The sequence below is a fragment of the Terribacillus sp. DMT04 genome (assembly GCF_019056395.1).
Taxonomy (GTDB): Bacteria; Bacillota; Bacilli; order Bacillales; family Amphibacillaceae; genus Terribacillus; species Terribacillus aidingensis_A.
This window is the reverse complement of the sequence record NZ_CP077639.1, coordinates 228,760-254,922: the sequence shown is the minus strand read 5'-3', so window position 1 is coordinate 254,922 and position 26,163 is coordinate 228,760. Positions and strand designations below refer to the sequence as shown.

General features: G+C 42.5%; 18 protein-coding genes and 9 tRNA genes. 2 read left to right on the top strand and 25 right to left on the bottom strand.

The features are described 5' to 3' along the window. Positions 1-59: 59 nt before the first annotated feature. The 11 genes from KS242_RS01430 to sigW all read right to left on the bottom strand — a co-directional run bounded on the left by KS242_RS01430 (position 60) and on the right by sigW (position 15,395). Positions 60-1,592, bottom strand: a complete 1,533-nt coding sequence (locus tag KS242_RS01430) for a Tn7-like element transposition protein TnsE (protein WP_217322683.1) — start codon at positions 1,590-1,592, stop codon at positions 60-62. Further along, a complete protein-coding gene (locus tag KS242_RS01425) occupies positions 1,573-3,441 on the bottom strand; it encodes a TnsD family Tn7-like transposition protein (RefSeq protein ID WP_217322682.1) in 1,869 nt (622 codons plus the stop codon). Before KS242_RS01425 ends, KS242_RS01430 begins: the two co-directional genes overlap by 20 nt. Positions 3,442-3,452: 11 nt before the next feature. Continuing rightward, entirely contained in the window at positions 3,453-5,147 is a 1,695-nt protein-coding gene (locus KS242_RS01420; protein WP_254391765.1) for an ATP-binding protein, read from the bottom strand. After that, positions 5,122-7,278: a Mu transposase C-terminal domain-containing protein gene (locus KS242_RS01415; protein ID WP_217322681.1), complete on the bottom strand. Its 2,157-nt coding sequence runs from the start codon at positions 7,276-7,278 to the stop codon at positions 5,122-5,124. The genes KS242_RS01420 and KS242_RS01415 overlap by 26 nt, the downstream gene beginning before the upstream one ends. After that, entirely contained in the window at positions 7,275-8,114 is an 840-nt protein-coding gene (locus KS242_RS01410) for a TnsA endonuclease N-terminal domain-containing protein (protein ID WP_217322680.1), read from the bottom strand. Before KS242_RS01410 ends, KS242_RS01415 begins: the two co-directional genes overlap by 4 nt. Positions 8,115-8,265: 151 nt before the next feature. Next, the gene (gene glmS / locus KS242_RS01405) at positions 8,266-10,068 is read right to left on the bottom strand and encodes a glutamine--fructose-6-phosphate transaminase (isomerizing) (protein ID WP_097043487.1); all 1,803 of its coding nucleotides are present in this window, start codon (positions 10,066-10,068) and stop codon (positions 8,266-8,268) included. 411 nt (positions 10,069-10,479) lie between these two features. Further along, positions 10,480-11,829 (bottom strand): phosphoglucosamine mutase, encoded by a 1,350-nt coding sequence (gene glmM / locus KS242_RS01400; protein WP_217322679.1) that lies wholly within the window; start codon positions 11,827-11,829, stop codon positions 10,480-10,482. Between the two features lie 29 nt (positions 11,830-11,858). Then, on the bottom strand, positions 11,859-13,184 hold the full coding sequence (locus tag KS242_RS01395; RefSeq protein WP_217322678.1) for a CdaR family protein: 1,326 nt from the start codon (positions 13,182-13,184) through the stop codon (positions 11,859-11,861). Further along, positions 13,177-14,001, bottom strand: a complete 825-nt coding sequence (gene cdaA, locus KS242_RS01390; RefSeq protein WP_217322677.1) for a diadenylate cyclase CdaA — start codon at positions 13,999-14,001, stop codon at positions 13,177-13,179. The genes KS242_RS01395 and cdaA overlap by 8 nt, the downstream gene beginning before the upstream one ends. Positions 14,002-14,200: 199 nt before the next feature. Continuing rightward, on the bottom strand, positions 14,201-14,818 hold the full coding sequence (locus KS242_RS01385; protein WP_217322676.1) for an anti-sigma factor family protein: 618 nt from the start codon (positions 14,816-14,818) through the stop codon (positions 14,201-14,203). 13 nt (positions 14,819-14,831) lie between these two features. After that, on the bottom strand, positions 14,832-15,395 hold the full coding sequence (sigW, locus tag KS242_RS01380) for an RNA polymerase sigma factor SigW (RefSeq protein ID WP_217322675.1): 564 nt from the start codon (positions 15,393-15,395) through the stop codon (positions 14,832-14,834). Between the two features lie 212 nt (positions 15,396-15,607). On the opposite strand from sigW, the gene KS242_RS01375 reads away from it, so the two are divergent. Continuing rightward, positions 15,608-15,769 (top strand): aspartyl-phosphate phosphatase Spo0E family protein, encoded by a 162-nt coding sequence (locus KS242_RS01375; protein ID WP_254391764.1) that lies wholly within the window; start codon positions 15,608-15,610, stop codon positions 15,767-15,769. 77 nt (positions 15,770-15,846) lie between these two features. Here KS242_RS01375 and KS242_RS01370 read toward each other — a convergent pair whose 3' ends face one another. The 13 genes from KS242_RS01370 to KS242_RS01310 form a co-directional block, all read right to left on the bottom strand. Beyond that, a complete protein-coding gene (locus KS242_RS01370; protein ID WP_217322673.1) occupies positions 15,847-16,338 on the bottom strand; it encodes a hypothetical protein in 492 nt (163 codons plus the stop codon). A gap of 58 nt (positions 16,339-16,396) precedes the next feature. Continuing rightward, positions 16,397-17,620, bottom strand: coding sequence for an MFS transporter (locus KS242_RS01365; RefSeq protein ID WP_217322672.1), 1,224 nt, complete (start codon positions 17,618-17,620; stop codon positions 16,397-16,399). A 238-nt stretch (positions 17,621-17,858) separates the two neighbouring features. Beyond that, entirely contained in the window at positions 17,859-18,623 is a 765-nt protein-coding gene (locus tag KS242_RS01360; protein ID WP_217322671.1) for a cytochrome c oxidase assembly protein, read from the bottom strand. Beyond that, positions 18,613-19,071, bottom strand: coding sequence for a DUF2243 domain-containing protein (locus KS242_RS01355; protein ID WP_217322670.1), 459 nt, complete (start codon positions 19,069-19,071; stop codon positions 18,613-18,615). The genes KS242_RS01360 and KS242_RS01355 overlap by 11 nt, the downstream gene beginning before the upstream one ends. A gap of 127 nt (positions 19,072-19,198) precedes the next feature. After that, positions 19,199-19,271, bottom strand: a tRNA-Ala gene (locus KS242_RS01350). A 3-nt stretch (positions 19,272-19,274) separates the two neighbouring features. Further along, positions 19,275-19,349: transfer RNA gene (locus KS242_RS01345), tRNA-Gly, on the bottom strand. A 19-nt stretch (positions 19,350-19,368) separates the two neighbouring features. Then, a tRNA-Leu gene (locus KS242_RS01340) sits at positions 19,369-19,448 on the bottom strand. 35 nt (positions 19,449-19,483) lie between these two features. After that, positions 19,484-19,556: transfer RNA gene (locus KS242_RS01335), tRNA-Lys, on the bottom strand. 29 nt (positions 19,557-19,585) lie between these two features. Continuing rightward, a tRNA-Gln gene (locus KS242_RS01330) sits at positions 19,586-19,659 on the bottom strand. Between the two features lie 7 nt (positions 19,660-19,666). Further along, positions 19,667-19,752, bottom strand: a tRNA-Tyr gene (locus KS242_RS01325). 8 nt (positions 19,753-19,760) lie between these two features. After that, positions 19,761-19,836: transfer RNA gene (locus KS242_RS01320), tRNA-Thr, on the bottom strand. A gap of 99 nt (positions 19,837-19,935) precedes the next feature. Then, positions 19,936-20,011 (bottom strand) — tRNA-Val (locus KS242_RS01315). 7 nt (positions 20,012-20,018) lie between these two features. Further along, positions 20,019-20,090: transfer RNA gene (locus KS242_RS01310), tRNA-Glu, on the bottom strand. 317 nt (positions 20,091-20,407) lie between these two features. On the opposite strand from KS242_RS01310, the gene KS242_RS01305 reads away from it, so the two are divergent. Next, the gene (locus KS242_RS01305; protein ID WP_217322669.1) at positions 20,408-21,796 is read left to right on the top strand and encodes an NAD-dependent succinate-semialdehyde dehydrogenase; all 1,389 of its coding nucleotides are present in this window, start codon (positions 20,408-20,410) and stop codon (positions 21,794-21,796) included. A 37-nt stretch (positions 21,797-21,833) separates the two neighbouring features. Here KS242_RS01305 and KS242_RS01300 read toward each other — a convergent pair whose 3' ends face one another. Further along, a complete protein-coding gene (locus KS242_RS01300; RefSeq protein WP_217322668.1) occupies positions 21,834-26,159 on the bottom strand; it encodes a S8 family serine peptidase in 4,326 nt (1,441 codons plus the stop codon). Between the last annotated feature and the right edge of the window lie 4 nt (positions 26,160-26,163).

Here is a 26,163-nt window from a genome sequence, read left to right as displayed (position 1 = left end):
CCATTTAAGTAAAATTGTTGAAAGTTAGTAAACCTCTATTTTAAAAATATCATCAACGGTTACAAGACTTTACTTAGTAAAATTCTTGCTCTATGTTGAATTCCTTTACTACTATGTCTTGCTTTAACAATACTAATTCCTTTAGTTTCAATAGATCTTAATGAGTTACCAGTCCATGACCCACTGGCATTGACAAGATCCATAAGTACATGATTATAGATCGTACTCCAATCTTGTTTGGTAGGCGAGGATAAAATAAGTGTTGATAAGGAACGATGCTCACGTTCTACCTCTATAATATTGAACCGTCCCCCATTCATCATAAATACTTCTGCAACTACATAACTCCTTTTGGTAATGCCGTCACTTAACTTAGTGAATTTTCTCTCTCCTAAGCTCCACGGTAACACATCAGTAAATGCTCGAATTGCTTTGACTTCCAGGGATTGTTCCAATATCTTTAAGACATTAATAAAACTCCGCAACTCCCCTTGAGCTTGGACTTCGTACAGCATTTGATGTTCCAAACCTCTTGCCAAGTGCTGCCCACCACTGTCTGCTGTAGAACGAATAGACCTATTTTCGCCATAGTATTTTTTTGTATTTTCGTCTTCTTCTGTTCGTTGCTTGGAAATCCCACGTTTTACCCGTTTGACTTTTGGCACCGATGTATATTCATGTCTCAACTTATTCATTTGCACAAAATCAAAATCCTCTGCGGATCCGTCAACTTGTTCATCTAATGTAAAGCCTATTTTGTCACCGTTTTTATTTAGGGAACGATATGTATATTTCTTTGCTTCTTTCGACTTCTCTTTATCTTGTATTTCTGGATGTGAAATCGAGATATTTTCATATGGAATATGCTTATTTTTTACATTAACAATTTGTAAAACCGTCCATGTATTATCTTTCTCCTTTACACGAGCAGTCACAGTGATTGGTTCTGTAAATTTCCATTTAAACTTCAATGCCTGTTCCTGCAACCAGTTGAAGGAAATACTTTCATAGGTTTGTCGCAAATCACGGTTGGTTAGTAACCAAACTAATTGATAAATAAATGCTGATTTGGTGTACTTCAACTCAAATAATGACGAAAAGCTAAGATGAATTTTATTTGGTTCATATGTTTCAGTAAAATACTGAGGAAATGAATTTGATTCAAACAAACGATACAAAAGAAAACTATTTGGCGCTAATATACTTCGCAGCACTTCAATGACTGGCAGAATGACATTCCTGCCATCGAAGAAGAAAATGAAGCTGCGAGAAGTTGAAGGGTCATCAATACCTTGGATGTTCCATGACCTCTCGTAATACTTAACTTTATTTGGGTCAATTGTAATATCTACTTCCCGTGCTCCTTGCGGTGGCTGACTTGTGGTAATCACTCCGTCACTATAAAAATGCTGGATGGCTAAGCAAGGCAATGTACCCCAGTCCAATAGTATTTTTTCTGTTACTCTCTTTGCCCGGAAGTATGCATATATCATTATTTTGTTTTCATAACGGAATGGATCGCCAATCCAAATTAGTCTTGCTCTTTCTCCTTTTCCGAATGGCCACTTAATTTTAACTTGTTGTGCACTCATAATCGTCCACTTCCTGTTTCATTTGTATATATGACTCTAAATGTGGTCTTATTTCACGAAAATGATGTGATTTGACAGCACCAATTCGTTGCACCTTCCATGGCCTTACAGGTTCTTGCTCCCGCAACATTTGATCTATAACTTTACAACAACGTCTAATTTGGAATTGCTGTACCGTTTCTGTAATTTCATCAAGAAACTGTTTAGTTTGTGGCAGCTTATGAAGATGTTTTTCTAAGTTCGATAATATTCCAAGACGTTTTCCAATAATCGAAATAGTAATTCGAGCAGGCTTACCTAGCATAATAAGTTCTTTGTAAAGTTCTTTCACCTTTGAGAAATATTGAAGATCACGGGCTTCCCAATCCACACTTGCTTTTGGTTTCCCCATTGTCCGAATGTTAGGCAACTGTTTAAATAACCATTCCTTATCATGGCGATACAAGTAGGTATATTCCTTTTGAAAGCACCTTCTAATTTGAGTTCTTGATTCATTAGGATATCGCTTTATTCCTTTAAGTAGTTGCTCACGGTATCGCAGTAACAATGGAGAAGTTTCATTACTTTTAGCCTTTTCGTTTTGCCCATCCATGGATGAATACTTTTTTACTGTCTTAGAATCAACGCCGAGTATTTCAGCTATTGCCCTTATGCTAAGATCCCCATTGTTTGCTAGGACTTTTAATTTATCCATCCAGACATCCCCAAAAGCTTTTATACGACCAATACGGTATTTATCTTCATTCGATTTATCAGGACCCTTTCTAGCATAAGTGAAGCCACAGGAACACTTAAACGTACCAATGGGGGCAATTGATTTAAAATCCCTAGTAATCGTTACATTTTGGATTACCAGTTGCCTATAATGGTCTTCAGCCTTATTTAGGCATGGCCATGGACCTTTACCAAAAGGACCTTCATCTTCTCCAATATCCAAAAGCTCCTCTATATCACTATCTAAAAAGTATAATAGAAATAGATGACGCGAAGGGTGCACATGACGCCTTTTATTACGGGTTAGTACCTTTAACCAATTATATTCATCTTCCTCAACTAAAGCCGAATCATAGCTATCTAAGTACCCTTTTGGGAACTTTGCCTGGAATGCATCAAATAACTCCTTTTGTCTTATTCGATTTGATGTAGTAAGTAAATTCTTCTCTCTGAGGAGCAATCGGTACCTTTTAAAGATATCCTCCCGTGAGATTGCATTTATACCAATATTTAATAATTGATATGCCATTTTTGCTAGCTTGACTTGAATATCAAAACGATCAGAAAATTTCACTTCCTGTAGAATAGAAAAATCCATTCTTTTTGCCTCAAACCGAATAAATTTGATTCTACTTTGCTCGGTAAAGTCTTCTGGATATTTTTTCAGTTGTAAATAATGATGTGCACACAAATCTATACCTTGCAATTGGTGTTCCCTATGTATGTATGGTTCACCGTAGTTATCAATATCAGACTGTGCACATTGCGGACAATAGTATAATCCATCTTTCTTACAAATACCTCCTGCAACCATACCTAACCTTGTGTACAGACCTCTGCCATCACCTTGGACGTCCTGCATAATCTTTTGCTGTCGCTGTTTGGAAAGAAACGGGGCATAAAACGGGTAAATGGTATGTTTCGCTAACAAATTCTCCACTAAATAATGATTTCCCATCTGTTGGACAAAGGCATGAAAATGGCTACCAATCTCTACACTCGGTATCACAGAGCGACTTTGAAATACCTCTTCCAACGTATCTTTATAATTAATATTTCCACTGTAAAAGTGGTAACGGGCAATCGCCGAATAAATCAACTCATCTGGGTAAGGATCTGTAAAGAATGGCAGCATTGAATTACCTCCTAATAGAATTCCTCCAAAGGATTTTTAATGTACCCGTTTGCCTTCAATAATTCATGTGGATGTTGTTTTTTGTCCAATGCTCGCTCTCTTAGCTTAAGTAATGGTAGAACCTCTGCCTTTTTCACATTTGCCTTTGCTTTTTGCTCTTTCTTTTGTTGATTTAATGCAATAGCCTGCTGAATCACATCTGATTTAAGTTGAAGAAACTCCGTATCTATTGGATTTTCTTCTACTATATTTTCTACAATTTTTTTAATATCTTTTTCTTTTAAACTATCAAAAATGCCTAAAGAGGCAACTTCAACACTTAAGTTTTCAATTGTATCTTTTCGTTTGTATTCAATTGTATTTTGGCGTTCTTTAAAAGCCTCGCGAATACGTCCTTCCATTTCTGTCTCTCGTTTATGATTCAGCATGGCTTCATCTAGGTTGATCATGATATCTTCATATTTTATCATGTCAGCCCAATTGTCCGTCCGAATAGCTGTCATCATTGGTTGAATCGTTTGCATATCTCCTTTCGCAGTCTTTTTTAATACTTGTGGTGTAATGGTTTCATTTGGGTTATCCTCATCAAATAATGCTCGTTCTTGCGCTAAAATAAATAGGTTCACAGCAACAGCAGTAATTCCTTGGCATTCATAATAAAATGCCTTCTTTAGTTCCTCAGTAAGTTCAGAATAAGTTTTTAAACACTGTAATTCCCATAGGGTTTCTAGGAAAAACTCCCATTCTTCACTATCCTCCGATATACGATCCCAAATAATTGCTCCATCACTTGCAGCCCTTCTTGCCTGCCTAAAGTTCCCTTTAAATAGCTTTTCTGCCTTAGAAGTACCAATCAAGACGGTGGGAATCCCAACTGTATTGGACAGTGTTACAAAAAAATTCAACATCTCCTCCTGATCATTTTTTGAATGTAGTAAGTGCTGGATTTCATCAATCACTAGAACACCAATGCCATACATACTTGCTAATGATGTCATGTGCAACAACATGGTCGATGTTACACGGTTTAAATAGCCATACTTTTCTAGATATCGAGTACCTAGTAAATCATCAATTGCTTTGAAAAAGCTTTTGCAAAGTGTAGATAAACTTCCATCATATGGGCAATCAATTTTAAGCCAAACAATTTGAGTTCGATTAAACGGTTGCCCTTTGTATTCTTCATGCTTGATCACTTGTGGATACATAAGTAAAAGACGTTCAATTGCCGTTGTTTTACCAATTCCCGAAATACCAATGATTGATAAGCTATCGGCAGTTGACCGAATATAATTCAGTCGCTCATCAATATATTTATGGGATGTATCCTCTTCCTCACGCAATTCATGCAACACACGAACACGTTCTAGAAATGTAATATCTAACGGATTTCGTGCTAAATACCCTCTTCGAATCAATGTAGACAATCGACGTTCTACCTCAAAGTGAATCGGTAACGGCTGAATAAAATTCCTTACACGTTTTAATACGTGATAACGAATATTCATTGCACTTTGTTTGTCTTGATCTTTAATTCGTGGGGTTACCATAAATCTATCTAGTACATCATCTTCACTAAAAATCGGTGGAAGGGCTTCGATGAAAGGATTGTTGGTATATTCACTTAAAGGTTGTTCCTTATAGATGCTTCTTTCGAATTCTCCTTTTAAGACAACCATGTCATTTGTTTTTCCCAAATTCCTCATCTCGTTTCTTCTTTAACTTTTGCATTAGACGTGATGGTGATTTCTTCGGTGTGTTATCATCGATTTTCTCTTTTGTAGCGAAGTCGATTACTTCAGCTGATTTACTAACCTTATCAGGTGATAAATCAAATTTTTCAGATTCACGGTTTAATAGTTTTTCAACATCCTTGTTATCACGAATAGAAGCTATTTTTGCTTTCTTACTCGTTGGTTGATTGTAAGATTGCTTTTTGTTTCTCACAGCTTTTTTAATGATTTCTTCCATTGCCGCATCTGTATTTACTGTGAGTTGAATTTGATTTCTACGTTCTATTTCTTCTAGTTCATTCCGAAGTTGTTGTTGAAAGACAATTTCTTCTAAGAAATCTTCTTTATATTGCTGACTTGGTTCTAACAAAATACACGTTTCAAAGTCCATTCCGTCATCGTGGGGAATATAGATTTTTTCAACGTTTCGTGGATCATAAACAACTTCTACACTTCTATTTTTCAACTTCAAATACCAATGTTCTTCAATCGCTCTTTGAGAACCATATAAGAGATTTTTAAACTTGATACCAGCTCTTGAAATTGTCGCCTTTCCTCGTGGTAGAACATTCAGGCGAAGAATATTTCTATCAATTGTTCTTAGCCTTCCTGTGCGATTTTGAATACCCCAATTCCATAAATTAATCGGCGTCGGAACTAACCCTTCTGTAACCATTTCTTTTTCAACAGGGTATTTATCAATGACTTTTTGATTGTGATGCAGTGCCATTGTAATAATAAGAGACGTAAACTCCTTTAAATTCAACGTGGCATTTAAACGATAATCCTGATCACCACGTTCCCGATATTCCTTTTGAATTGCTCCTGGTGCTTTTTGCTTTACCTTCCCGTTAAATGTCCGGAACTTTCTTTCAACAATTCCTTTTAAATCTCCGCGATAAGCTGTAGTGTTCTCAATTTTAATATTTAAATTGTTAATAAGGTTGTCTACCGAATAACCTTCAAACTCACCTCGGTCAGCAATAATAACTTCAGGCAAATGATGTGTTGGCCATTGCTCAGATGTAATATCAATACCATATTGCTTACAAAATTCTACTTTGTCTGCGACCATATTATCTAAAGCCATCATTGCACCAACCCAAGATGGACCTTCTAGTCCAACGTAGAGACCTGTGATAATGCGTGAATATACATCCAATATCGCATAAATAACTGGTCGTCCAATTACTTTATTCACATCAAGTGAACTAACTAAGTATATATCCGCAATGGTTGCGTCAATCTGAAATCTAGTCCCAGGACCATTTGTTTCCAATGTAGAATTACTTAAAATCGGACGATGCTTCAACTCATACTCTTTCGTACTTTTACGAAATTGAATATCTTTTTTTGGATCTTCAAGCTTTTTAAACCAATAGTAAAACTGATGATATGAGGGAGTTCGGGTAACATCCCAAATACGGTATTTCAGCTCGCCATTTTCTTTATAGCGATCAGAGTAGAAATCACGTAGCATAAAATTATAGACATCTTTCAATGAATAGTTATTTTTTTTCCTGTAGTACTTATTGATAACGTGTTCAATTTGGACCTTTACTTCTTCTGTAATGTTAACACCAGTTTGATATTCATTATTTATAATTACTCTTCTAGGACGACCAACTTTTTCTTTCGTTAAAGCTTTCGTTTTACCTTTACCACCTGAATTAGAGTAGTCAGGTAACATGGCGTTTTTATTCATGCCACGCTGCCAATATCGGCTCAGTAACTTCTTAATTCTTGTAGAGCTTGTTCCACTCTCATCTGCAATTTCTTTTATTTTCTTTTCCCTACCTCGTTTTTGAAGCAATGCTTCCATGTGTTCTATACAATAACGCTGAATAATCCACCAACCCTCATCTCTTTTCTGAATTTGTCGGGTGGTTAATTCGCTATCTTTTATTACTTTTGCAAATGGGTCGCTAATCACAAGCAATTCCTCTTGTTGAATCTCTGCTATGAGGTTTGAATATAATTCCTTTTTCGGCATCGAACTAATCCCATCAATATTTACAATAAAAACATGGGACTCTTCTATTTCGATGATACGAATACGTTTAGAATCGACAACATATTGAAGAACCTGATTAATATAAATCATCCATATTTCACCTTCTTCAAGCTACTTTCATCAATATACTTAATTTCAATTGACTGCTCTAGATTTATTGGTTTATGCATATCAATGACAATAATTTTTCTAGCAAGCAAATGATAAAGAATTGTAACACCACTACCAATTGGAAGGTGTGTATCTATATCAAATTCATTCGTAATGGTTCTTATACTTATTGAACTATCTAGCAATCTATTTAACAAAGACATTGCCAAATCCTCAATATGTTGAGCGTTCAGCTGTTGAAACATATCGTAATCATTGATTTCGTAATAATCATGGATATAGCTAATATTTCTCGCCATTGTTTTATCGACTTCTTCTTCCGTTACAATGCCCCATTGGATACCTTTTCGATCCCAATATTCACGTTCAATTTCAAATTTCTCTAACACTCGTTCATCCATTAGCTTATCTTTCATTTTGATAGTACGAGCAACTTCAAATATCTCTTTTCCTTTATTAACAGTTAGCAGGAAGTCTGTTGTCATTACAATAGACTCTCCTGTCTTGGGGTCTTTAGGATGTTTAATACCTAGTTCCTCTGCAATTAAAATCGTTTCTTCTTGTGGTAATAGAGGAAACTGTTCACGAATATCAGTAATACCATTTGAAAATTCAGTCAAGTAAAAGTAGTTTCGTTCCAAGTCTGATAAAAACTCATGCTGTCTGCCCGTTTTTATACCTTTTAATCTTGTTGACCGACCTAGTGAGGAAACATCTTGAATTTTTAGCCATGGCTGATAATCTGCCCCACTGCCAGTTCCTCTACCTTCTTTAATCCACTTTTCGACTTTAGATGTTCTTTTCCTTTTAGACATAAAAACACCCCTTTAGACAATCATATCCAAAGGGGTTAAACGGTGCAACTTTTTTATAAACAGTTAATCTTTTTTATAAACGGTCGAACTTTTTTACAAACGGTTAAACTTTATTTCAAAGCCACAGTAGTCTTTTTCTTATACTATTAATTTATTCCACCGTAACACTCTTAGCCAAGTTACGTGGCTTATCAACATCCGCACCGCGCTGAACTGCTGCATAATAAGCAAGCAATTGAAGTGGCACGACACTTACTAGTGGTGACAATAGCTCATTTACAGCTGGGATAACGAAGGCGTCTTCGTCATGTTCTAGGCCTTTCATGCTGATGAGCAGGGTGTTGGCACCGCGTGCGTTTACTTCTTGTACGTTACCACGGATCGAGTGGTTAACGGAGCTTTGTGTTGCTAGCGCGATGACTGGTGTGCCTTCTTCGATCAAGGCGATTGTTCCGTGTTTTAGTTCCCCTCCAGCGAAGCCTTCTGCTTGGATGTAGGAGATTTCTTTTAGTTTTAGTGATCCTTCGACGCAGACGAAGTAATCGACACCACGGCCGATGAAGAAAGCGTTGCGTGATTCACTTAGATAATTTTGTGCTAGTGTTTCGAATGTTTCTTTTTGATCTGTCAGTACTTCCATTGCGTTTGCTACAATTGCAAGCTCTTGCAGCGGGTTGAAATCAAGTTTGATTTCTTTGCCATTTGCTGTGTCTACAGCAAGTAATAGCATAACGGCCATTTGAGCTGTATATGCTTTAGTAGAGGCTACCGCGATTTCCGGGCCTGCATAAAGCGGCAATGTGAAGTCTGCTTCACGAGAAAGGGTGGATCCTGGCACGTTTGTGATTGTTAGTGCTGGGTGTCCAAGTTCTTTGACCTGTACCAATACGGCTCTGCTGTCGGCAGTTTCACCGGATTGAGATAGGAAGATGAATAATGGCTTCTCTGATAGAAGCGGCATATTATAAGAGAATTCACTTGCGATATGCACTTCAACTGGAATCTTAGCCAAGTTTTCGATAAATTGTTTACCAACTAGACCAGCATTGTAGCTCGTTCCAGCTGCAACAATATAGATACGGTCTGCATCTAACATTGCGTTACGGATAGCAGGGTCCATTTTGATTTCTTCAGCTTCATTCTGGTAGTGCTGAATGATTTTACGGATAACAAACGGCTGCTCATCCGTTTCTTTTAGCATGAAGTGATCGTATGTGCCTTTTTCTGTATCAGCAGCATCGATTTCTGTTTTGAACGTTTCGCGCTCTACTTTTGTGCCATCAAGCAGCTGGATTTCCACGCTGTCACGGCGCACGATAACGATCTCTTTATCACGGATTTCTTTGTACGTATCTGTTTCGCGAAGTGTTGCCATCGCATCACTCGCTACGACGTTAAAGCCTTCACCAATACCAACTAGCAATGGGCTCTTGTTTTTCGCTACATAGATTGTCTCGTTATCTTCTGCATCAATCATTGCAAGTGCATAAGAACCAGTTAGCAAGCTTACCGCTTTGCGGAAAGCTTTTGCTGTATCCTGCAATTCATCATGCATCTTTTCAATAAGCTGTACAACGATTTCTGTATCTGTATCACTTTTCAATGTTACGTCAGAAAGGTATTCTTTACGGATTTCCACATAGTTCTCGATTACACCGTTATGCACGATAGTGAATCTGCCAGAAGCGCTTTGGTGCGGGTGCGCGTTATCTACGTTCGGTGCACCGTGTGTCGCCCAGCGTGTATGACCAATTCCCATAGTGGATGAAACGTTGTGATCTACTTTTTCACGCAATGCAGCAATGCGGCCTTTCACTTTGAAAAGGTTCACGCCTTGCTCGTTCTCAATTGCGATACCAGCTGAATCGTATCCGCGATACTCCAGCTTCTCTAGTCCGTTAAGCAATACTTCCTTTGTATCATTCTGTCCAATATATCCTACAATTCCACACATGTCGTTGTTGTCCTCCTCAAGACAGGAAGGGGCAAACGAACGGCCTGCGCTCTAAAAGCTCGGGGCGTTGTTTGCCCCTTTCTCGTATATCTATTATTTTTCACATCTTGTTCTGTCCTTATCCAGAAAGTCGCCTCTCTGCTTTCGGCTCTTGAACATAACGACTGAGATGTGTGCAATCGGGAGGCATCCGCCGAATAACTCGATAAACCTCCACCTCGTCAACTTATCCCCTCGCTCGGGATAAGTCCTGGCGCTTTAATTGTTGATAACCTCTATCCTCACTTTCCTGCTAGAATGACTAACTTCTCCATTTTACATGAAGCTATTCCAGTTGGTCAATTCTTTCTTGTTACATAAATTAACATATGCGCAAAGGGGATGTTCCGTTCCTTTGCGCATATGTTCTTTTTACTTCGTTCCTAATACTTGTTCAATAACAGCGACAACTCGATCTGCGTAACGCTCGCAATCTTCTTTTGTCGGTGCTTCGACCATTACACGCACAAGCGATTCTGTTCCAGACGGGCGTACAAGCACACGGCCCTGATCACCAAGCTCCTGTTCTACTTCCGCAATTGCGTCCAGAATTTGCTGATTCACAAGTGCTTCCTGTTTATCTGTTACCGGGACATTTTTAAGAACTTGTGGGAATATCTCAACTTCGTTAGCAAGTTCGGATAGCTTCTTGCCAGTCTCTTTCATCACATTAACGAGCTGCAGTGCTGCAAGCATACCGTCACCAGTTGTCATGTAATCTAAGAAGATGATATGTCCAGACTGCTCACCACCAAGATTAAAGTTGCCGCGGCGCATCTCTTCCATTACGTATCTGTCACCAACAGCTGTCTTGTTACTCTTAATGCTGTGCTGATCCAACGCACGGTAGAAACCAATGTTACTCATGACAGTGGAAACAACCGTGTTGTGACGCAAGCGTCCGTGGTCATTCAAGTATTTGGCACAGATGTACATAATCTTGTCCCCATCGACAATCTGACCTTTCTCATCAACAGCAATCAAGCGGTCGCCATCACCATCAAATGCCAGTCCGATATCCGCCTCTTTTTCCAGAAGGAAATCACGTAACGTTTCTGGGTGCGTTGAGCCAACGTTTTTATTGATATTCAGTCCATCAGGAGATGTACCAATCGTAGAGATATCTGCTTCCAGATCTGCAAACAAGTGTGTAGCAATGGAAGAAGTTGCTCCATGGGCACAGTCGATTGCGATATGAAGTCCTTCAAAATCATTATCTACTGTCTGCTTCAAATAACTGATATATTTCTGACCGCCTTCAAAATAGTCATTGATTTGGCCTAGGTCCGCTCCAGATGGACGAGGCAGTTCATCTGTCTCTGCATCGATCAGCTGCTCGATTTCATTCTCTTGTTCATCGGAAAGCTTGTAACCATCCGGACCAAAGAATTTGATTCCATTATCCTGAACTGGGTTATGAGAAGCAGAAATCATAATACCTGCAGCTGCTCCCATGTTCTTCGTTAAGTAGGCAACACCTGGTGTGGAAATAACACCGACTCGCATCACTTCCGCGCCAATTGATAGTAGACCGGCAACTAAAGCGCCTTCTAACATTTCACCAGAGATACGTGTATCCCGCCCAATCATTACTTTCGGTCGATCTTCAGACGTTTTTGTCAGCACATAGCCGCCATATCTTCCTAGTTTGAAAGCAAGCTCAGGGGTAAGCTCCTCGTTCGCAATCCCCCTAACACCATCTGTCCCAAAATATTTTCCCATTTGTTACCTCTCCTTCACATGGCTCACAGTCACTCTGTTTGTGTCTGTGCTTGTGTATCTGTATTTGATTCTTCTTCTGTATTCGTTTCTTCCTCAGCAGTTGTTTCTTCAGCCGTCGATTCAACAGCCTGCACAGTAATTGTCGCCTCATCTTGGCTTAGCGAAAGCTCGGTATTATCCGGACCTGCCACATCAATCGGCACGGTCTGCTCGCCCTCTTCCAAGTCGGCTGCATCAATTGTAGCCGTAATATCTTCAGCTGAAAGACCTTCAATCACTTCTCTTGCACCACTTACTGTCACATCGAGCTGCTCATTCTGCGGATCATTGAATGAAGCTTCCAAGTCTTCCGGCAAGTTCTCAATTGTTATGGGCACATCATCGATTGTCGTCTCGCTCGTCTCTTCCAATTCAACAGTGACGGATACCTGCTCGTCACTTACAGCGCGCACGTCCTCCGGAAGGGTAAGTGTTGCGTCTACTGTTTGATTCTCTTTAATAGCAGACAAGTCGATAGCCTCTGTACTAATAGAGTCAATCCCATCCAATGCATCCTGCGGTCCGTAGATGGTTACTTCATTCTTCTCCGGTGTCAGAGAAGCGACCGAGATATCTTCCGGTACACTGCCTTTTGTTTTCACTTCTACCGGAACAGTCTTACTTGGATTACTCACCTGTACCGATACTTCTACCGTCTCGGGTTCTACATTCACACTCAGCTCGTTCCCTTGCGCATCATACACTTTAACAGGTGCTTGCTTACTTGTGATATCCCCATCAATACCCGTTAAATCAATATAAGCCCGTACACTGCTAATTTGATCAATGATCTCCTGTGTACTTACGATTGAAACTGTCTGAGGTTCCACTGTAGAGCTATCCACTTGATAACCTGCTGCCATCTGATCTTCATTGGTATAGCCTACGTTCACATTAAATTGCTGTGAAGCTTTTTCTTCAATTGTCACTTCAACCGATGCTGGCTGCATATACACTTGCAGGTTGTCCGATACATTCTCATACTGTAATTTCACCTCATGTGTTCCGGTATTCAAATCTGTCAGATCCACATAAGCTTGATAGTTTTTCTGCTGGATAGCAGCGCGTACGTCACTTGCCGGACCGACAAGCTGCATCGAAATATTCTCCGGTACGCCGCTCACAACATATTTTGTATCGTCAATACGAATGCCAACTGGCGCACTAACCGTATTCGTTTCATCAGAGCTTGTGACTGGAACAGATCCAGCCCGATTGTTTACATCGGCTTCCGCACTCACGTAGGCATAGAGAAGGACAGCAAATACGAGTGCTACAACACGCAATGTCCATGGACTTTTTAGCCATTTATCCATTCTTACCCCTCCATCTCCTAGCCTTAGAACCGGAAGCAGGAACACCAATTTCTTTTGTTAAGATTTCCTTCAGTCCGTCTGAAGTGATATCACGGAATAACTCACCATTCTTCGTGCAAGAAATAGCTCCCGTCTCCTCTGAGACGATGATTGTCAATGCGTCCGTCACTTCACTGATACCCATCGCTGCACGGTGGCGCGTTCCTAGTTCTTTGGAAATAAACGGACTCTCAGACAGCGGCAAATAACAAGCAGCTGCCGCAATCTGGCTTTCTTTTAATATTACAGCTCCGTCATGCAAAGGTGTATTTGGAACAAAGATATTCGTCAGTAATTCAAATGTCAGATGTCCATTCACTGGTATACCAGTTTCAATATAGTCTCCCATACCCGTTTCACGTTCCAATGTGATAAGTGCACCAATTCGCCGTTTTCCCATATAGTTACACGATTTCACAATTGCCTCGATCTTCCTATTCGTTTCTTCTTCCTCAGAACGTACGTTACGGGAGAAGAAGCTGCCTCGGCCAAGCTGTTCCAGCGCACGCCTTATCTCCGGCTGGAAGAGAACGACGATTGCTACAAACCCCCATGTAATCGCCTGCGAACTCAAAAAGGCGAGCATCGGGAAGTCGAGTATCTGCTCACTGCTCAGGAAAGCAATAATAACGACGATGAAAATTCCCTTTAAAAGCTGAATCGCTTTCGTTCCCCGTATGAGCATCAAGACTTTGTAAAAGATGAACCATACTGCTGCAATGTCCACGATAATCCGCAGTATGGATATGATGGAAAGTTCACTTAATCCCCCAAACATGGATACACGTCCTTTTATATATGAATAGCTCAAATTTCTTCGTTCATTATAGCACAGTTCCCCGGCCACAGTCGCTTCCGAACAGGAGGGCTGTTTCTCCTTTACTGTACCCTGTTATCTTACCGTAATACAGGCCTGTCCCGCCAATAATTCGGGCAAAAAAAAGAGCGCTTCAAAAAAGCAGCTCTGGAATTACGTATTAAAATGTAAAGACTTGTTTCATGTGAAACCATAACCAGCCAAACATCCGGTCTATCTCTTGGTATTCACCTGTTATATTATCTGCCGCTGCCATATTTGCTTTCGCACCGGTGCCTTCTACAAGATCTCCATTGAGGATCGTGACATCTCCGTTAACTTCTCCTCTAATATCCAAATCGCCATTCTCCACGACTAGGTCCCCCTCGACCGTCACGCCTTCTGGAACAATAACGAGATCATTTTCTACAATTAATCCTTCTTGTTTCGAAACGCTAACACTAGCATCATTATTCCAAGCAGAAAATAAGCTTGTGAACATGAACAGGAAGAATACCGCTGCTGCAGTGAGGACAGGATGTGTCCGGAACCATCTCATATAACCGACACGTTTCTTTTCCTTCGGTAATTTTGCCATCACACTGGCTGTGAATCCAGCAGGTGCACTTAACTCATAGGCAGCTCCGCTGAGCAGACTCTCTGTTTGTTTGAGTTCCTGATAATGCTGTTGGCAGTCTGGACATGCGTGCAGATGCTCTCGAAGAAGCTGTGCTTCCTCTTCAGATGCATCACCATCCAGATATTGATGCATAAGCTTCTGGCTTTCTTCGCAATTCATGTGTTTCCCCCCTTTACACGTGGCGCAATTTTTTCCTTAACAGCTCTCTGCCACGATGGATTCGGGTCTTCACTGTTCCGAGTGGAAGGTCCAGGATTTCGCCGATCTCCGCTAATGACAAGTCATCTAGAAACCGCAGCACAATAACACCGCGATATTTGGGCGGCAGGGATAGAATTTCTTTATGAATATTACTCTGCAGCTCCATGTTCTGCACTTCTTCCTCAGGAAGAGCTTGATCTGCAGCTAGCTGCGAGTACATATCCAAACCATCCGTTCCCTTTACCTCTGCATCTAGATGATAATCCGGCTTTTTCTTCCGCAAGCGGTCAATACTTAGATTAGTCGCAATCCGGTAAAGCCATGTGGAGAATTTCCGGTTCTCATCAAAAGAATGAATGTTGGTGTAAGCACGGATAAATGCCTCCTGGGCGATATCCTGTGCTTCGTAACTGTCTCCTATCATGCGGAATACAATATGGTATACCTTGTTCTGATAAAAGGAAACAATCTCCTCAAAAGCAGCTTGGTCACCCTTCTTGACGTTCTTTATATGATGTTTTATGATGTTCTCCATGAAAATCCTCCCGCCAAACTGCGGCTTCTTAATAACGAATGACGTTCTGAAAAGGTTTCACTTTCACAAAAAAAATCTTAAAACCCTTAAATGATGCCCGCAACAGTTTTTTTATCTTTTTTCGATTTTTTATGTATTTAATGTTTTAATTAAAATAAGACAGGGTATTCTCTACTTAACGAGAAATAGTATATCAGATTATGGAGGTAAAAATGATTACTGCAGACAATATTTTGGAAAAAATTGAACAAACCCGCAGCCGCATGCTTGATTTGTCCCGCCGTCTTCCGCTAACATCTGACGCCGTCATCACCGCAAGTGTTCAGCTGGACCACCTGCTAAACGAATACGAAAAACAAAGAAAACATGTTTAGTGAATAACAGCCTGCTCTGCAGAAACAAGCTGTTATTTTTTTTGCACAAAAAAGCACGTACTCCAAGTACGCACTTTTTAACGGCGATCTTCCGCCCACTCTCCACGCTTAATGAAGTAGGCCTTTACGTCGTCATGAAACCCTACACTGACCTCTAATGAAAACGCCTCTCCGCCGGCTCGCTTATAACATTCACTAAACCAAGCAATCATCACTTGTTCATCCGCTTTCTCCACAGCATCTTCCTGCAATTCACGAAAAGCTTCAAAGCTGTCAGTTGCATGATCAGGAAGCTGCAAGTAAGGGATTTCCTCGGCTACTTCTTCACTGCCGCCAGCATATTTGTCGCCCATTTCTTCGTAATAACGCTCCTTGCCATCAGCATCAAGTGCATAATACATAATGGACAGTTCAAATGCCATTGGCTCTTTGAAAAATCGAAAGGCTATCTTCTCTACTTCCGGAAGAAACGGCAGCTGAAATATCTGTTTTAATTCAGCTATCACATCTTCTGCATGTTTTTCTAATGAAACACTTACCGCCTCGGTATAATCTTGTATAGAAAACAAAGCGTCAACCTCCTTCGTGCTCTCGCTCTACTTTACCATACAGGAGAGAAATAACGCATCAAGCAAGCGTCTTGCCTTTCGTCTCTTCTCCAAGAAACCAAACAGCTGCAACTGCAATCAAAACGGTCACACAAAACAGAAGAAAAACAGCACTTACTGACAAACCAAGTGTTCCTCGATAGCCGATTAACAGCGGTCCGAGAATACCGCCAATTCTTCCGGCTGTAGCTGCAATACCCGACCCCGTCGCCCGAACAGCCGTTGGATATTGCTCCGGTGTGTAGGCGTAAAGAATGCCGTACGCTCCAAGATTAAAGAAGGAAAGCAGCATACCTGAAATCAACAGCATGGCAGCCGATTCTGCATTACCAAACAACACCGCACTGATTGCTGTACCGATTAAAAAGATAATCAAAATTGGCTTGCGTCCAACTTTCTCAATAAGCCATGCTGCTGAGAAATAACCCGGAAGCTGCGCAAGCGTCATAATCATCACATACTCAAAGCTGCGTACCATATCAAATCCCTTTTCCACCATTACACTAGGCAGCCATAAGAACATGCCATAATAACTCAGCATGATACAGAACCACACTATCCACAGCATCGCGCTTCTTTTCGCAAAACCTTTTGCCAGCAGCTGACGAATCCCTGCCACGACTGATGTCTTCTCCTTTAACTTTGTATAGGAAGGTGAATCAGGGAGATTCTTGCGAAGCAGCACGGCAAAAAGAGCTGGAATCGCTGTCAGCAGGAGCGCAACCCGCCAGCCGAAAGCTGGGATGACAAAATAAGAAATTATGGCTGCTGCCAGCCAGCCGACTGCCCAGAAACTTTCCAGTAAAACAACCATGCGTCCGCGTCTTTCCGGCGCTACGGACTCGGATACAAGCGTAGAAGCTACCGGCAGCTCTCCGCCAAGTCCTGCACCAATAAAGAAACGAAGGACAATAAAAATGAGATAAGACGCTGCCAGAGCTGACAAGCCGCTACAGATAGAAAAGATTAAGATTGTGATCATAAATACAGTCCGGCGGCCAATTTTATCCGCCATAATACCAAATACAAAAGCTCCAACAGCCATACCGATACTATTGACGCTGCCAATCCAGCCCGCTTGCTGCGGGGTTAAACCCCAATCTAGTGTTAGCGCAGTGATAATAAAAGATAAAATCCCCACATCCATTGCATCAAATAACCAGCCAGTACCAACAATACCAAGCAGCTTGCGTTCGGACATAGGCTTACTTGTCGTTTGACGCCCCTCTACTGTATGATCCATTCCAGCACCTCTACATTCTAGTATTTAACATCACTAGTTTACATGTGTCTTGACACTATGTAAATCGTTTACAGAAGTATTTTGCCGAATAGTTTGCAAAACATGAAAAGATTCTAGAACAAACCAAGATTATGCATACTAAAAGCGAACAATTACTAAATCCATACTCTTTCATGCAAAAAATCCAAACAATGCTGCTAATTGCAGTATTGTTTGGATTTTCATATAGCTTAAACAGTTACGTCCTAGCCTCGCTTGCAGATAATTTATGCTCCGGCGCTGCCGCCCGATACCATTGCCAGCACAGAATCACAATCAAGATAAGATCAACAAGGTCACCGCCATAGTACATCAGTATTGCTCCTTCTTGCGCTTCATCAGCATCTACACCAGTCGGCGGATTAGCATAGAGGTACTTGGACAATATGCCGTGTCCTGCCAGCGCTCCGACGAACACAAAAGCGCGGAAAAGATAGCTTTTTCGATAAGGAACTGGATCTGTATACAGCATGGCCATCGTAAACAAGTATCCCGCTGCAAATACATGCACATGAACCAAGAATGATACCCAATTTACTTGATGCATATAATGATACAAAGAAGTCGTATACAGAACCCATAGACCGCCGATATTCAATACAGCGGCAGTAACAGGATGAATTAGAAACCGAGCATACATACTGCGAAATAGACGGGATACAGCTTGCCCTCGCCTTTGCGGCAGTGCACGCAGAAGCAGCGTAAGAGGACGCGACAAAACGATTAGCAGCGGAGCAAGCATACCAAGTAGCAAATGACCCAGCATGTGGAAAACAAAACTATGATGTGCATGCATCGCTACTGGCCCAGCAAGCGCCTGAATCCCAACTGCAACACCAGCCCCAAACAGGAGCAGCCGATAAATTGGCCATGCCTCAAACTTTCTCGCTGAAAATTTCATTGCCAGCAAATAGCCAAGAATCGCTAAGAAAGCTATGATTAATGCCAGTTTATCATTGTGCATGCTTTTTCCTCCTGGATAGCCAGACAAGCAATACTCCAACAATCAGCAGCACTGCTCCTATTCCATTCCAAACCAAGTCATAATAAAAAATATTGTCTACACCATAACGAATTTGGTGAAGTCGCATCACCTTATGCTGGATGATACCATCATACAACTGAAAAACACCACTTCCTAAAAGAACCATTCCCCACCATAGCATAGGTATCATCTTTTTGCGTCTGCGCAAGTCTGCCAGCAAGAACAAACCGCCAACAGTAGCAAACCAGCTGAAAGCATGGAAAAAGCCGTCGGAGATCAGCCCCCAGCTCGTAGTAGACAAATCATAAAAATGATGCCAGTGCAGCAGTTGATGAAAAACAGCTTCATCAACAAATGCAGCTAACCCAAAACCGAATAAGATACCCGAAAGACAATTTCTTCGATTATATGTATGTTTCTCTTCCATCTTCATCCCTCCAGTTAGCATCTCTTCTGCTATTTTTCCCCAGAGATGCTGGGATAAACAAAAAAAGCACAGGAGTATGTCTCCTGTGCAAATAAAAAAAGCCGTCCTATTGGACGACTTATATGGATGGAGCCTAGCGGGATCGAACCGCTGACCTCCTGCGTGCAAAGCAGGCGCTCTCCCAGCTGAGCTAAGGCCCCATGTGGAGCGGAAGACGGGATTTGAACCCGCGACCCCCACCTTGGCAAGGTGGTGTTCTACCACTGAACTACTTCCGCCCTGCAGAAGTATTTATGATGCGGGTGGAGGGACTTGAACCCCCACGCCGAAGCACTAGATCCTAAGTCTAGCGTGTCTGCCAATTCCACCACACCCGCGCAATAGAAGCAGTTACAAGAACTGATCTATAAAGTGAGCCATGAAGGACTCGAACCTTCGACCCTCTGATTAAAAGTCAGATGCTCTACCAACTGAGCTAATGGCTCAAAAACATTCTATTGTGTAAGAAATCAAATGGCTGGGCTAGCTGGATTCGAACCAACGATCACGAGACCAAAACCCGTTGCCTTACCGCTTGGCTATAGCCCAATATAGATGGTGGAGGGAGTAGGACTCGAACCTACGAACCCGATGGGAGCGGATTTACAGTCCGCCGCGTTTGGCCAACTTCGCTATCCCTCCAAACTATCTGGTGCCGGCCAGAGGACTTGAACCCCCAACCTACTGATTACAAGTCAGTTGCTCTACCAATTGAGCTAGACCGGCGTGTTATTAAATTTGTTTGTTTCAACCGCCACGAATGATATCTTAACATGTGGGATTTAGCTTGTCAACATCTTTTTCAATGTTTTTTTATCAAGCAAGTGGTGGAGGATGACGGGCTCGAACCGCCGACCCTCTGCTTGTAAGGCAGATGCTCTCCCAGCTGAGCTAATCCTCCAACTTGATGACCCGTACGGGATTCGAACCCGTGTTACCGCCGTGAAAGGGCGGTGTCTTAACCGCTTGACCAACGGGCCAGATTGTCTGTTTGTCATCGTTGTGTTTTTCGTAACTCGAAACTGACAAGAGTTATTATATACAGGGATGCAACCATTTGTAAACCCATTTTATAGATTTCTTTTTATTCTGATAACTACTCTTCTCTCTCACTCCCCTGAATGGCTATATAAACCGCGTCATATCAACGTTTTCAGCCTCTATAACATTCTCTGATATTCTTGCATATTTTGTTCTAAAAACAGGAATATAGAGAAAAAGATATAATTTCTTTTGTAAGATAGAAAATTTAATTGCTAGTCATTTGCTATAAAAAGACGAAAAAGGAGCATACAAAATGACACAAACTTTCGATGTAACAAATCCAGCTACCGGAGAATTAATTGAAAAAGTGCAAATTGATTCAGACAAAACAATCAATGATAAAATCGAGAAAATTCATCAAGCTTTTCCTGACTGGTCCAAAACCTCTGCTACACATCGCAGCAAGCTGCTTCGTGCCTGGCATGACTTGATCATCGAAAATAAAGCGGAGCTTGCTGCCTTAATGACAGCCGAAAACGGTAAACCGCTCAAAGAAGCTGAAGGGGAAGTATTATACGCTGCCGGTTATATTGAATGGTTCGCTGAAGAAGCTAAACGTGTTTACGGCCGCACAATCCCCGCTTCTACTACAGATAAGCGCATGCTCGTCACGCGAGAGGCTGTCGGTCCCGTTGCAGCGATTACACCATGGAATTTCCCTGCAGCAATGATTACAAGAAAAGCTGCACCCGCACTAGCCGCGGGCTGTACATTCATTATAAAGCCAGCTCCAGACACACCACTAACAGCTATCCGCCTTGTGGAATTGGCACATGAAGCTGGCATACCAGAAGATGTTATCCAATATACAAATGCTGACGGTAAAAAAGTTGGCAAAATTTTCACCGATCATCCGCATATCCGTAAAATTTCCTTTACTGGGTCCACTCCTGTAGGGAAGCTGCTCATAAAACAAAGTGCTGATAGCGTGAAACATGTATCAATGGAACTTGGGGGACATGCTCCGCTTATTGTCGATGAACATGCAGATATTGATAGAGCCGTAAATCATGCTCTAGCTTCCAAGTTCCGCAACGCCGGTCAAACGTGTGTGTGCGCGAATCGGCTGCTCGTTCATGAATCAGTCAAAGAAGCGTTCACAACTGCATTCACAAAAGCAGCAGCTGATTTAAAAGTCGGCGCAGGCACAGAAGATGATGTTGCAATCGGGCCAATTATCAATAAAAAGGGCTTTGATAAGATCACAGCTCAAATCGAAGATGCCAAGTCCAAAGGTGCAAAAGTACTTACCGGTGGTACCTTTGATGCCGATACCGATAAAGGCTGCTTCTTCGTCCATCCAACTGTCCTGGACCAAGTAACAGATGACATGGATATCATGCACGAAGAAACGTTCGGACCCGTCGCACCGATTACAACTTATTCTGACATTGACGAAGCAATCCGTTTGGCAAATGACACGCCATTCGGCTTAGCAGCATATTTCTTCACTGAAAACTACCGCCGCGGTCTGTATATCGCAGAGAACTTAAAATACGGAATTATCGGCTGGAATGATGGCGGTCCATCCGCTGTACAAGCTCCGTTTGGCGGCATGAAGGAAAGCGGAATCGGCCGCGAAGGCGGGATTGAGGGCATTGAGCCTTATTTAGAAACAAAATATATTTCCATTGGCATATAAGAAGAAGGACCCGTCGTGATGACGGGTCCTTCCTTGTTTATTCTACAAATACCTTCCCTGACGCTGTTGCCTCCGTCTTGTTGCCAAATGCATCTGTTGCTTTCACAACAATGTCCGCTCCATCCAGTTTCGCAGAAGACGTTGCTGTCCAGTAGCCTACATAATGACCATCTTCTGTCTCACGCATCGGCAATTCTGTTGCTTGTGCTGTTGTCCGGAAGTTCGTTAGCGGCGCCTTCAAATAGAAGGTCGCATCTTCTAGTCCAGGCTCTGACTCGAAGGAAATGACAACAGTCTCCCCAGGCTGCAAGTTTGTATCTTGAGCTGGCTGCACATTTTCCAGCACTGGTGCTGTGTAATCCGCCTCTAAATGGATCACCTGTTTCGTTTTGTTACCCGCTTGGTCTGTTGCAACTACCTTTATTTTATTTGCACCTTCCTCCAAAAGAATACGCTTAGAGAATGTGCCATCTTCTTTCACATTTGCTTTCGCACCATTGATTGTCAGCTTATCCAAATAATCATCTGTCACGGTACCTGTCACAGTGACAGTCTCCTTATTGGTTTTGCTAGCATCCTCAGGAGCTGTAATGCTCAGTTCAGGTGCTGTTAGATCATGAATAACAGTAACAGCTTCTGACGGTGCAGTACTGCCGTTTTCTAGCTTTGTCACAGCTGTTAAGCTGTTTTCCCCTTCTGCCAGCTCCACTTCAGCAGTAAATGCCCCTTTCTCTGTTGCTTCAACAGATGCAGCGACTTCTCCGTTATTGCTGACTTCTACGGTCCCGCCTGGTAAAGCGGTTCCTTCCACCGTCACTTTGTTATCCTTCGTAACTGTATCAGGTGAAGGAGATGTAATCACTGGCGCTTCTGCCTCATAATCAACAAGCGCGCGGATCATATAATTTCCTTCTGCTTCAGGCACAGAACTCCATTCTCCGCCAACGTATTGCAAGCTGCGGCCGGAGAATTCACCATCTTCATCGGTTGCCAACGCCGGCGTATTTGGATTGGCTTCAGTCTGGACATATTGGATATAGAAATCAGAATTGACTACTACTCCTTCTCCTGATAGATCAACCTGCGTCCATTCTCCGTTTCGAAGTGCTTCCCCAGCTATTGGTCCGGCCAGCTTCTTACCTGGCGCTCCATCTTCTCCGGAATCATCATATATCTCGACTGCAAAATCAGTGCCGCCTGGTGTTGGAAAACTTTCATCCCAGAATCGGAACAAGCCACCCGTCACAAGTGCAGAAGACTGCCCTTCCGCCAGCGTAAATTTCACAGCCCAGCCATTACCTGCATCATAATAGGCTTTGGCATTCTCAGCCGTGCCATCGTCATAACCAATTTCACCGGCGAAACCGATAAATGGCTCTAGTTTAACATTCTCCTCCGCTGTCTCATCCGCTGTTATCGTTACTTCCAATTCTGCGCCTTTAAAGGATGCAGCAGTTATTTTGAGTGTGTATGTCCCTTCGTAAGCAGATAGCGTGTATATGCCGTTTTCATCTGTTTCAACTGGCTGCACGGCAGCATCTTCGACTACATATACTCTTGCTCCTTCAACAGCTTCTCCAGTCTTGGCATTCGTGACTTTACCTGTTACCGTCCCCTCTGAAATTGGGTTTAGCGTGAAGTTCTGCGTAACAGCTGTCCCCTCTGAAACTGTGACAGGAGCTGTACTGGAATGGAAGCCATATGCAGAAGCTTCTAATGTGACATCCCCTGGCGCCTGCATTAAACGATAGCTGCCGTCTGCCGAATCTGTTTGGACGCTTCGTCCCGTTTCCTGCACCGTTACCGTCGCATCAACTGGCAATGCTGTAGGGCCTATTTCTGTATAATCTGCCTGCCCATCTGGCAGCGTTGGGCCTTGTACATTTCTGATTGGTGTTGGAGCGAGTTTTTTCGCCTTCACTTTTTTCTTACCCTTCGCACTTTCGGTTATTTGCTTCGCATCCTCTTTTACCTTCTTCGCGTCTTTCATAATTGATGCAGAAGCATTAGAAGTGTCTGAAATGGCTACGTCATCGATATACCAGCCCTGCTTGCTGATACTACCATCTGATTCTATATGGAAACCAACGTAAACTGTCTGTCCCGCATAATCACTCAAATTCACTTCATCTGCGGTCCAAGCACCATTAGCACCATTGTATGAACCTACCTGCTCCCAGTTTTCCTTATCTGTTGAAACAACAACGTGCCCGTAATCATAGTTGCTCTCCAAATCAAACCATGATTGGAACTGCAAGTATGTTTCTCCCTCTTCTGGGACTGCCACCGGCGGAGCAAGCAAAGTGGCATCTGCATTGTTTAGGTAAGCACCTGTACCATAAACCTTCTCACCTGAAGCCGCTGCTTCAGGTCCAGCAGCTGGCGCTCCCCATTCCCAGGAATTCTGATCGCCAAATGATGTCCAACCAGCCGGCTCTTCTTCAAAATCCTGCGTATACCCTACATTTAATGGTATAAGCAGCTCCACATTATATACGTCTGTCTCTGACGTATTACCACCGAAGTCTGTCGCAACAAATTTATAAGCTAACGCAGAACCTGTTGTCGCTTCCGCTGGTAGTACTGCTTGATATGTTCCGCTTGCTGCATTTCCCTCTACAAGTGCCGCCTCAACTGTTTGCCATTCTCCTTCATCTTTCTTATATTGAAGTGTCACCGTATCAGCACTCACATTATCCGTGACAACTGCGGTGAGCGGCGTTGCTGCACCTTGATACACTTCTGTGATTGCATCATGAGCAATAACTGCCGCTTCTTGGTCCTCTCCATCTTGATAAACACTTCCGTTAATCTCGCCAACACCGGAAGTGATAGAAGATACAGCCAAATAAGCATTCACAATACCATGACCAAAGCCTTCATTGATTTCATCTGGATAATCACTGTTTGTTTGCCTTTCCGCTGTATCATACAGAATAGTCTCAATCTCATCTATAGTGAGCGAGCTATCGGCCTGCAAAAGCAGCGCAATTACACCGCTCACATGCGGAGCTGCCATCGATGTTCCACTGAATGCAGCACTATAGCCACTGCCGCTGACGGAGGAGTAAACATTTACTCCAGGCGCTGCAATATCCGGCTTAATTTCACCTTCATACGGAGATGGCCCGCGAGAAGAGGTATTTGACAGTCCATCTTCGCTATTTGTAGAAGCTACTGAAATTGACTCTGGATAATTGGATGGTGCCGAAACGGTTGCATCTCCGGCTTCGCCATCATTACCCGCTGAGAAAACTGGAACAATTCCCGCACTGCGCCATGTCTGCACAACATCCCGGTACCACTCATCCAAGCCTGGACCGCCGCCCCAAGAGTTATTGATAATATCAGGTGCCTTTTCGGGATGCGGTGTACCTGCCTCATCCTTAGGAGCCAGCATCCACTCAGCTGCATCCAAGAGAATAGCGTCCGTCGTCTGCCCTTGGCCAGTATCAGGATGGAAAGCTTTTACTGCAATCCATTTTGCACCCGGCGCCACACCGATATCAGCAGTGCCATCTGCTGCTGCACCGACTGCTGAACCAATTGTATGTGTACCATGATCCAAGTCATCGTACGGGACAGCCTCTCCGTCAACCGCATCATACCAGTTGAATTCATGCGTCACGTTATCTGGATCAGCAGGATTATAGCCGCGGTATTTTTCCAATAACGCTGGATGATCATACTGGACACCCGTATCCAAGCCGCCAATCACAATACCGGAACCATCCAATCCCGTTTCCTGCCATACTGCAGGTGCTCCAACCCTTTCTACACCCCACGCTTCCACTTCCTCAGCTAAAGCAGCGACCTTCTCTTCTTCAGCCTTCGTTGGTTCAAGGATTTTACGCTCTCTATTCGGAAGGATTTTCTCCACTTCCTCCGAAGCAGCTAGATCTTCCATAACACCTTTCGTGCTCGTCACTTTCAGCGCATTCACGATATAATAAGCGTCATACGCCTTTACAACGCCTTTATCCTTCGCTTGCTTTAAATAATCGAGCAAGTTCGCTTGGGAAGCATCCGCTGTTGCACGCAAATTACTTACAACAGCAGAATTCTGAATCCGTTTCGTCTCTTCTGCTGATAGATTAGCAGACTGCTTTTCCGCCTTCTCAATCGCTAATTCAGCAGCTTTCTTCGTATTTGCCTGATCCTTTAGCTTCACCAAATAGGTCACTTGTTCATCCGCTTTGAATTGCGACGTAACATCTTTGTCCACTTTCGCTGCTACACCTTCACTCGCTTTTACAGAAGTTCGCTCAGAAGACTGTGCTCGTGAAGCTGTAGGAGAAAACAAAGACAAAAGAAAAATCCCGATTGCCAAAATACTGAGCCACTTTGTCATACGTTTCTGCATATTC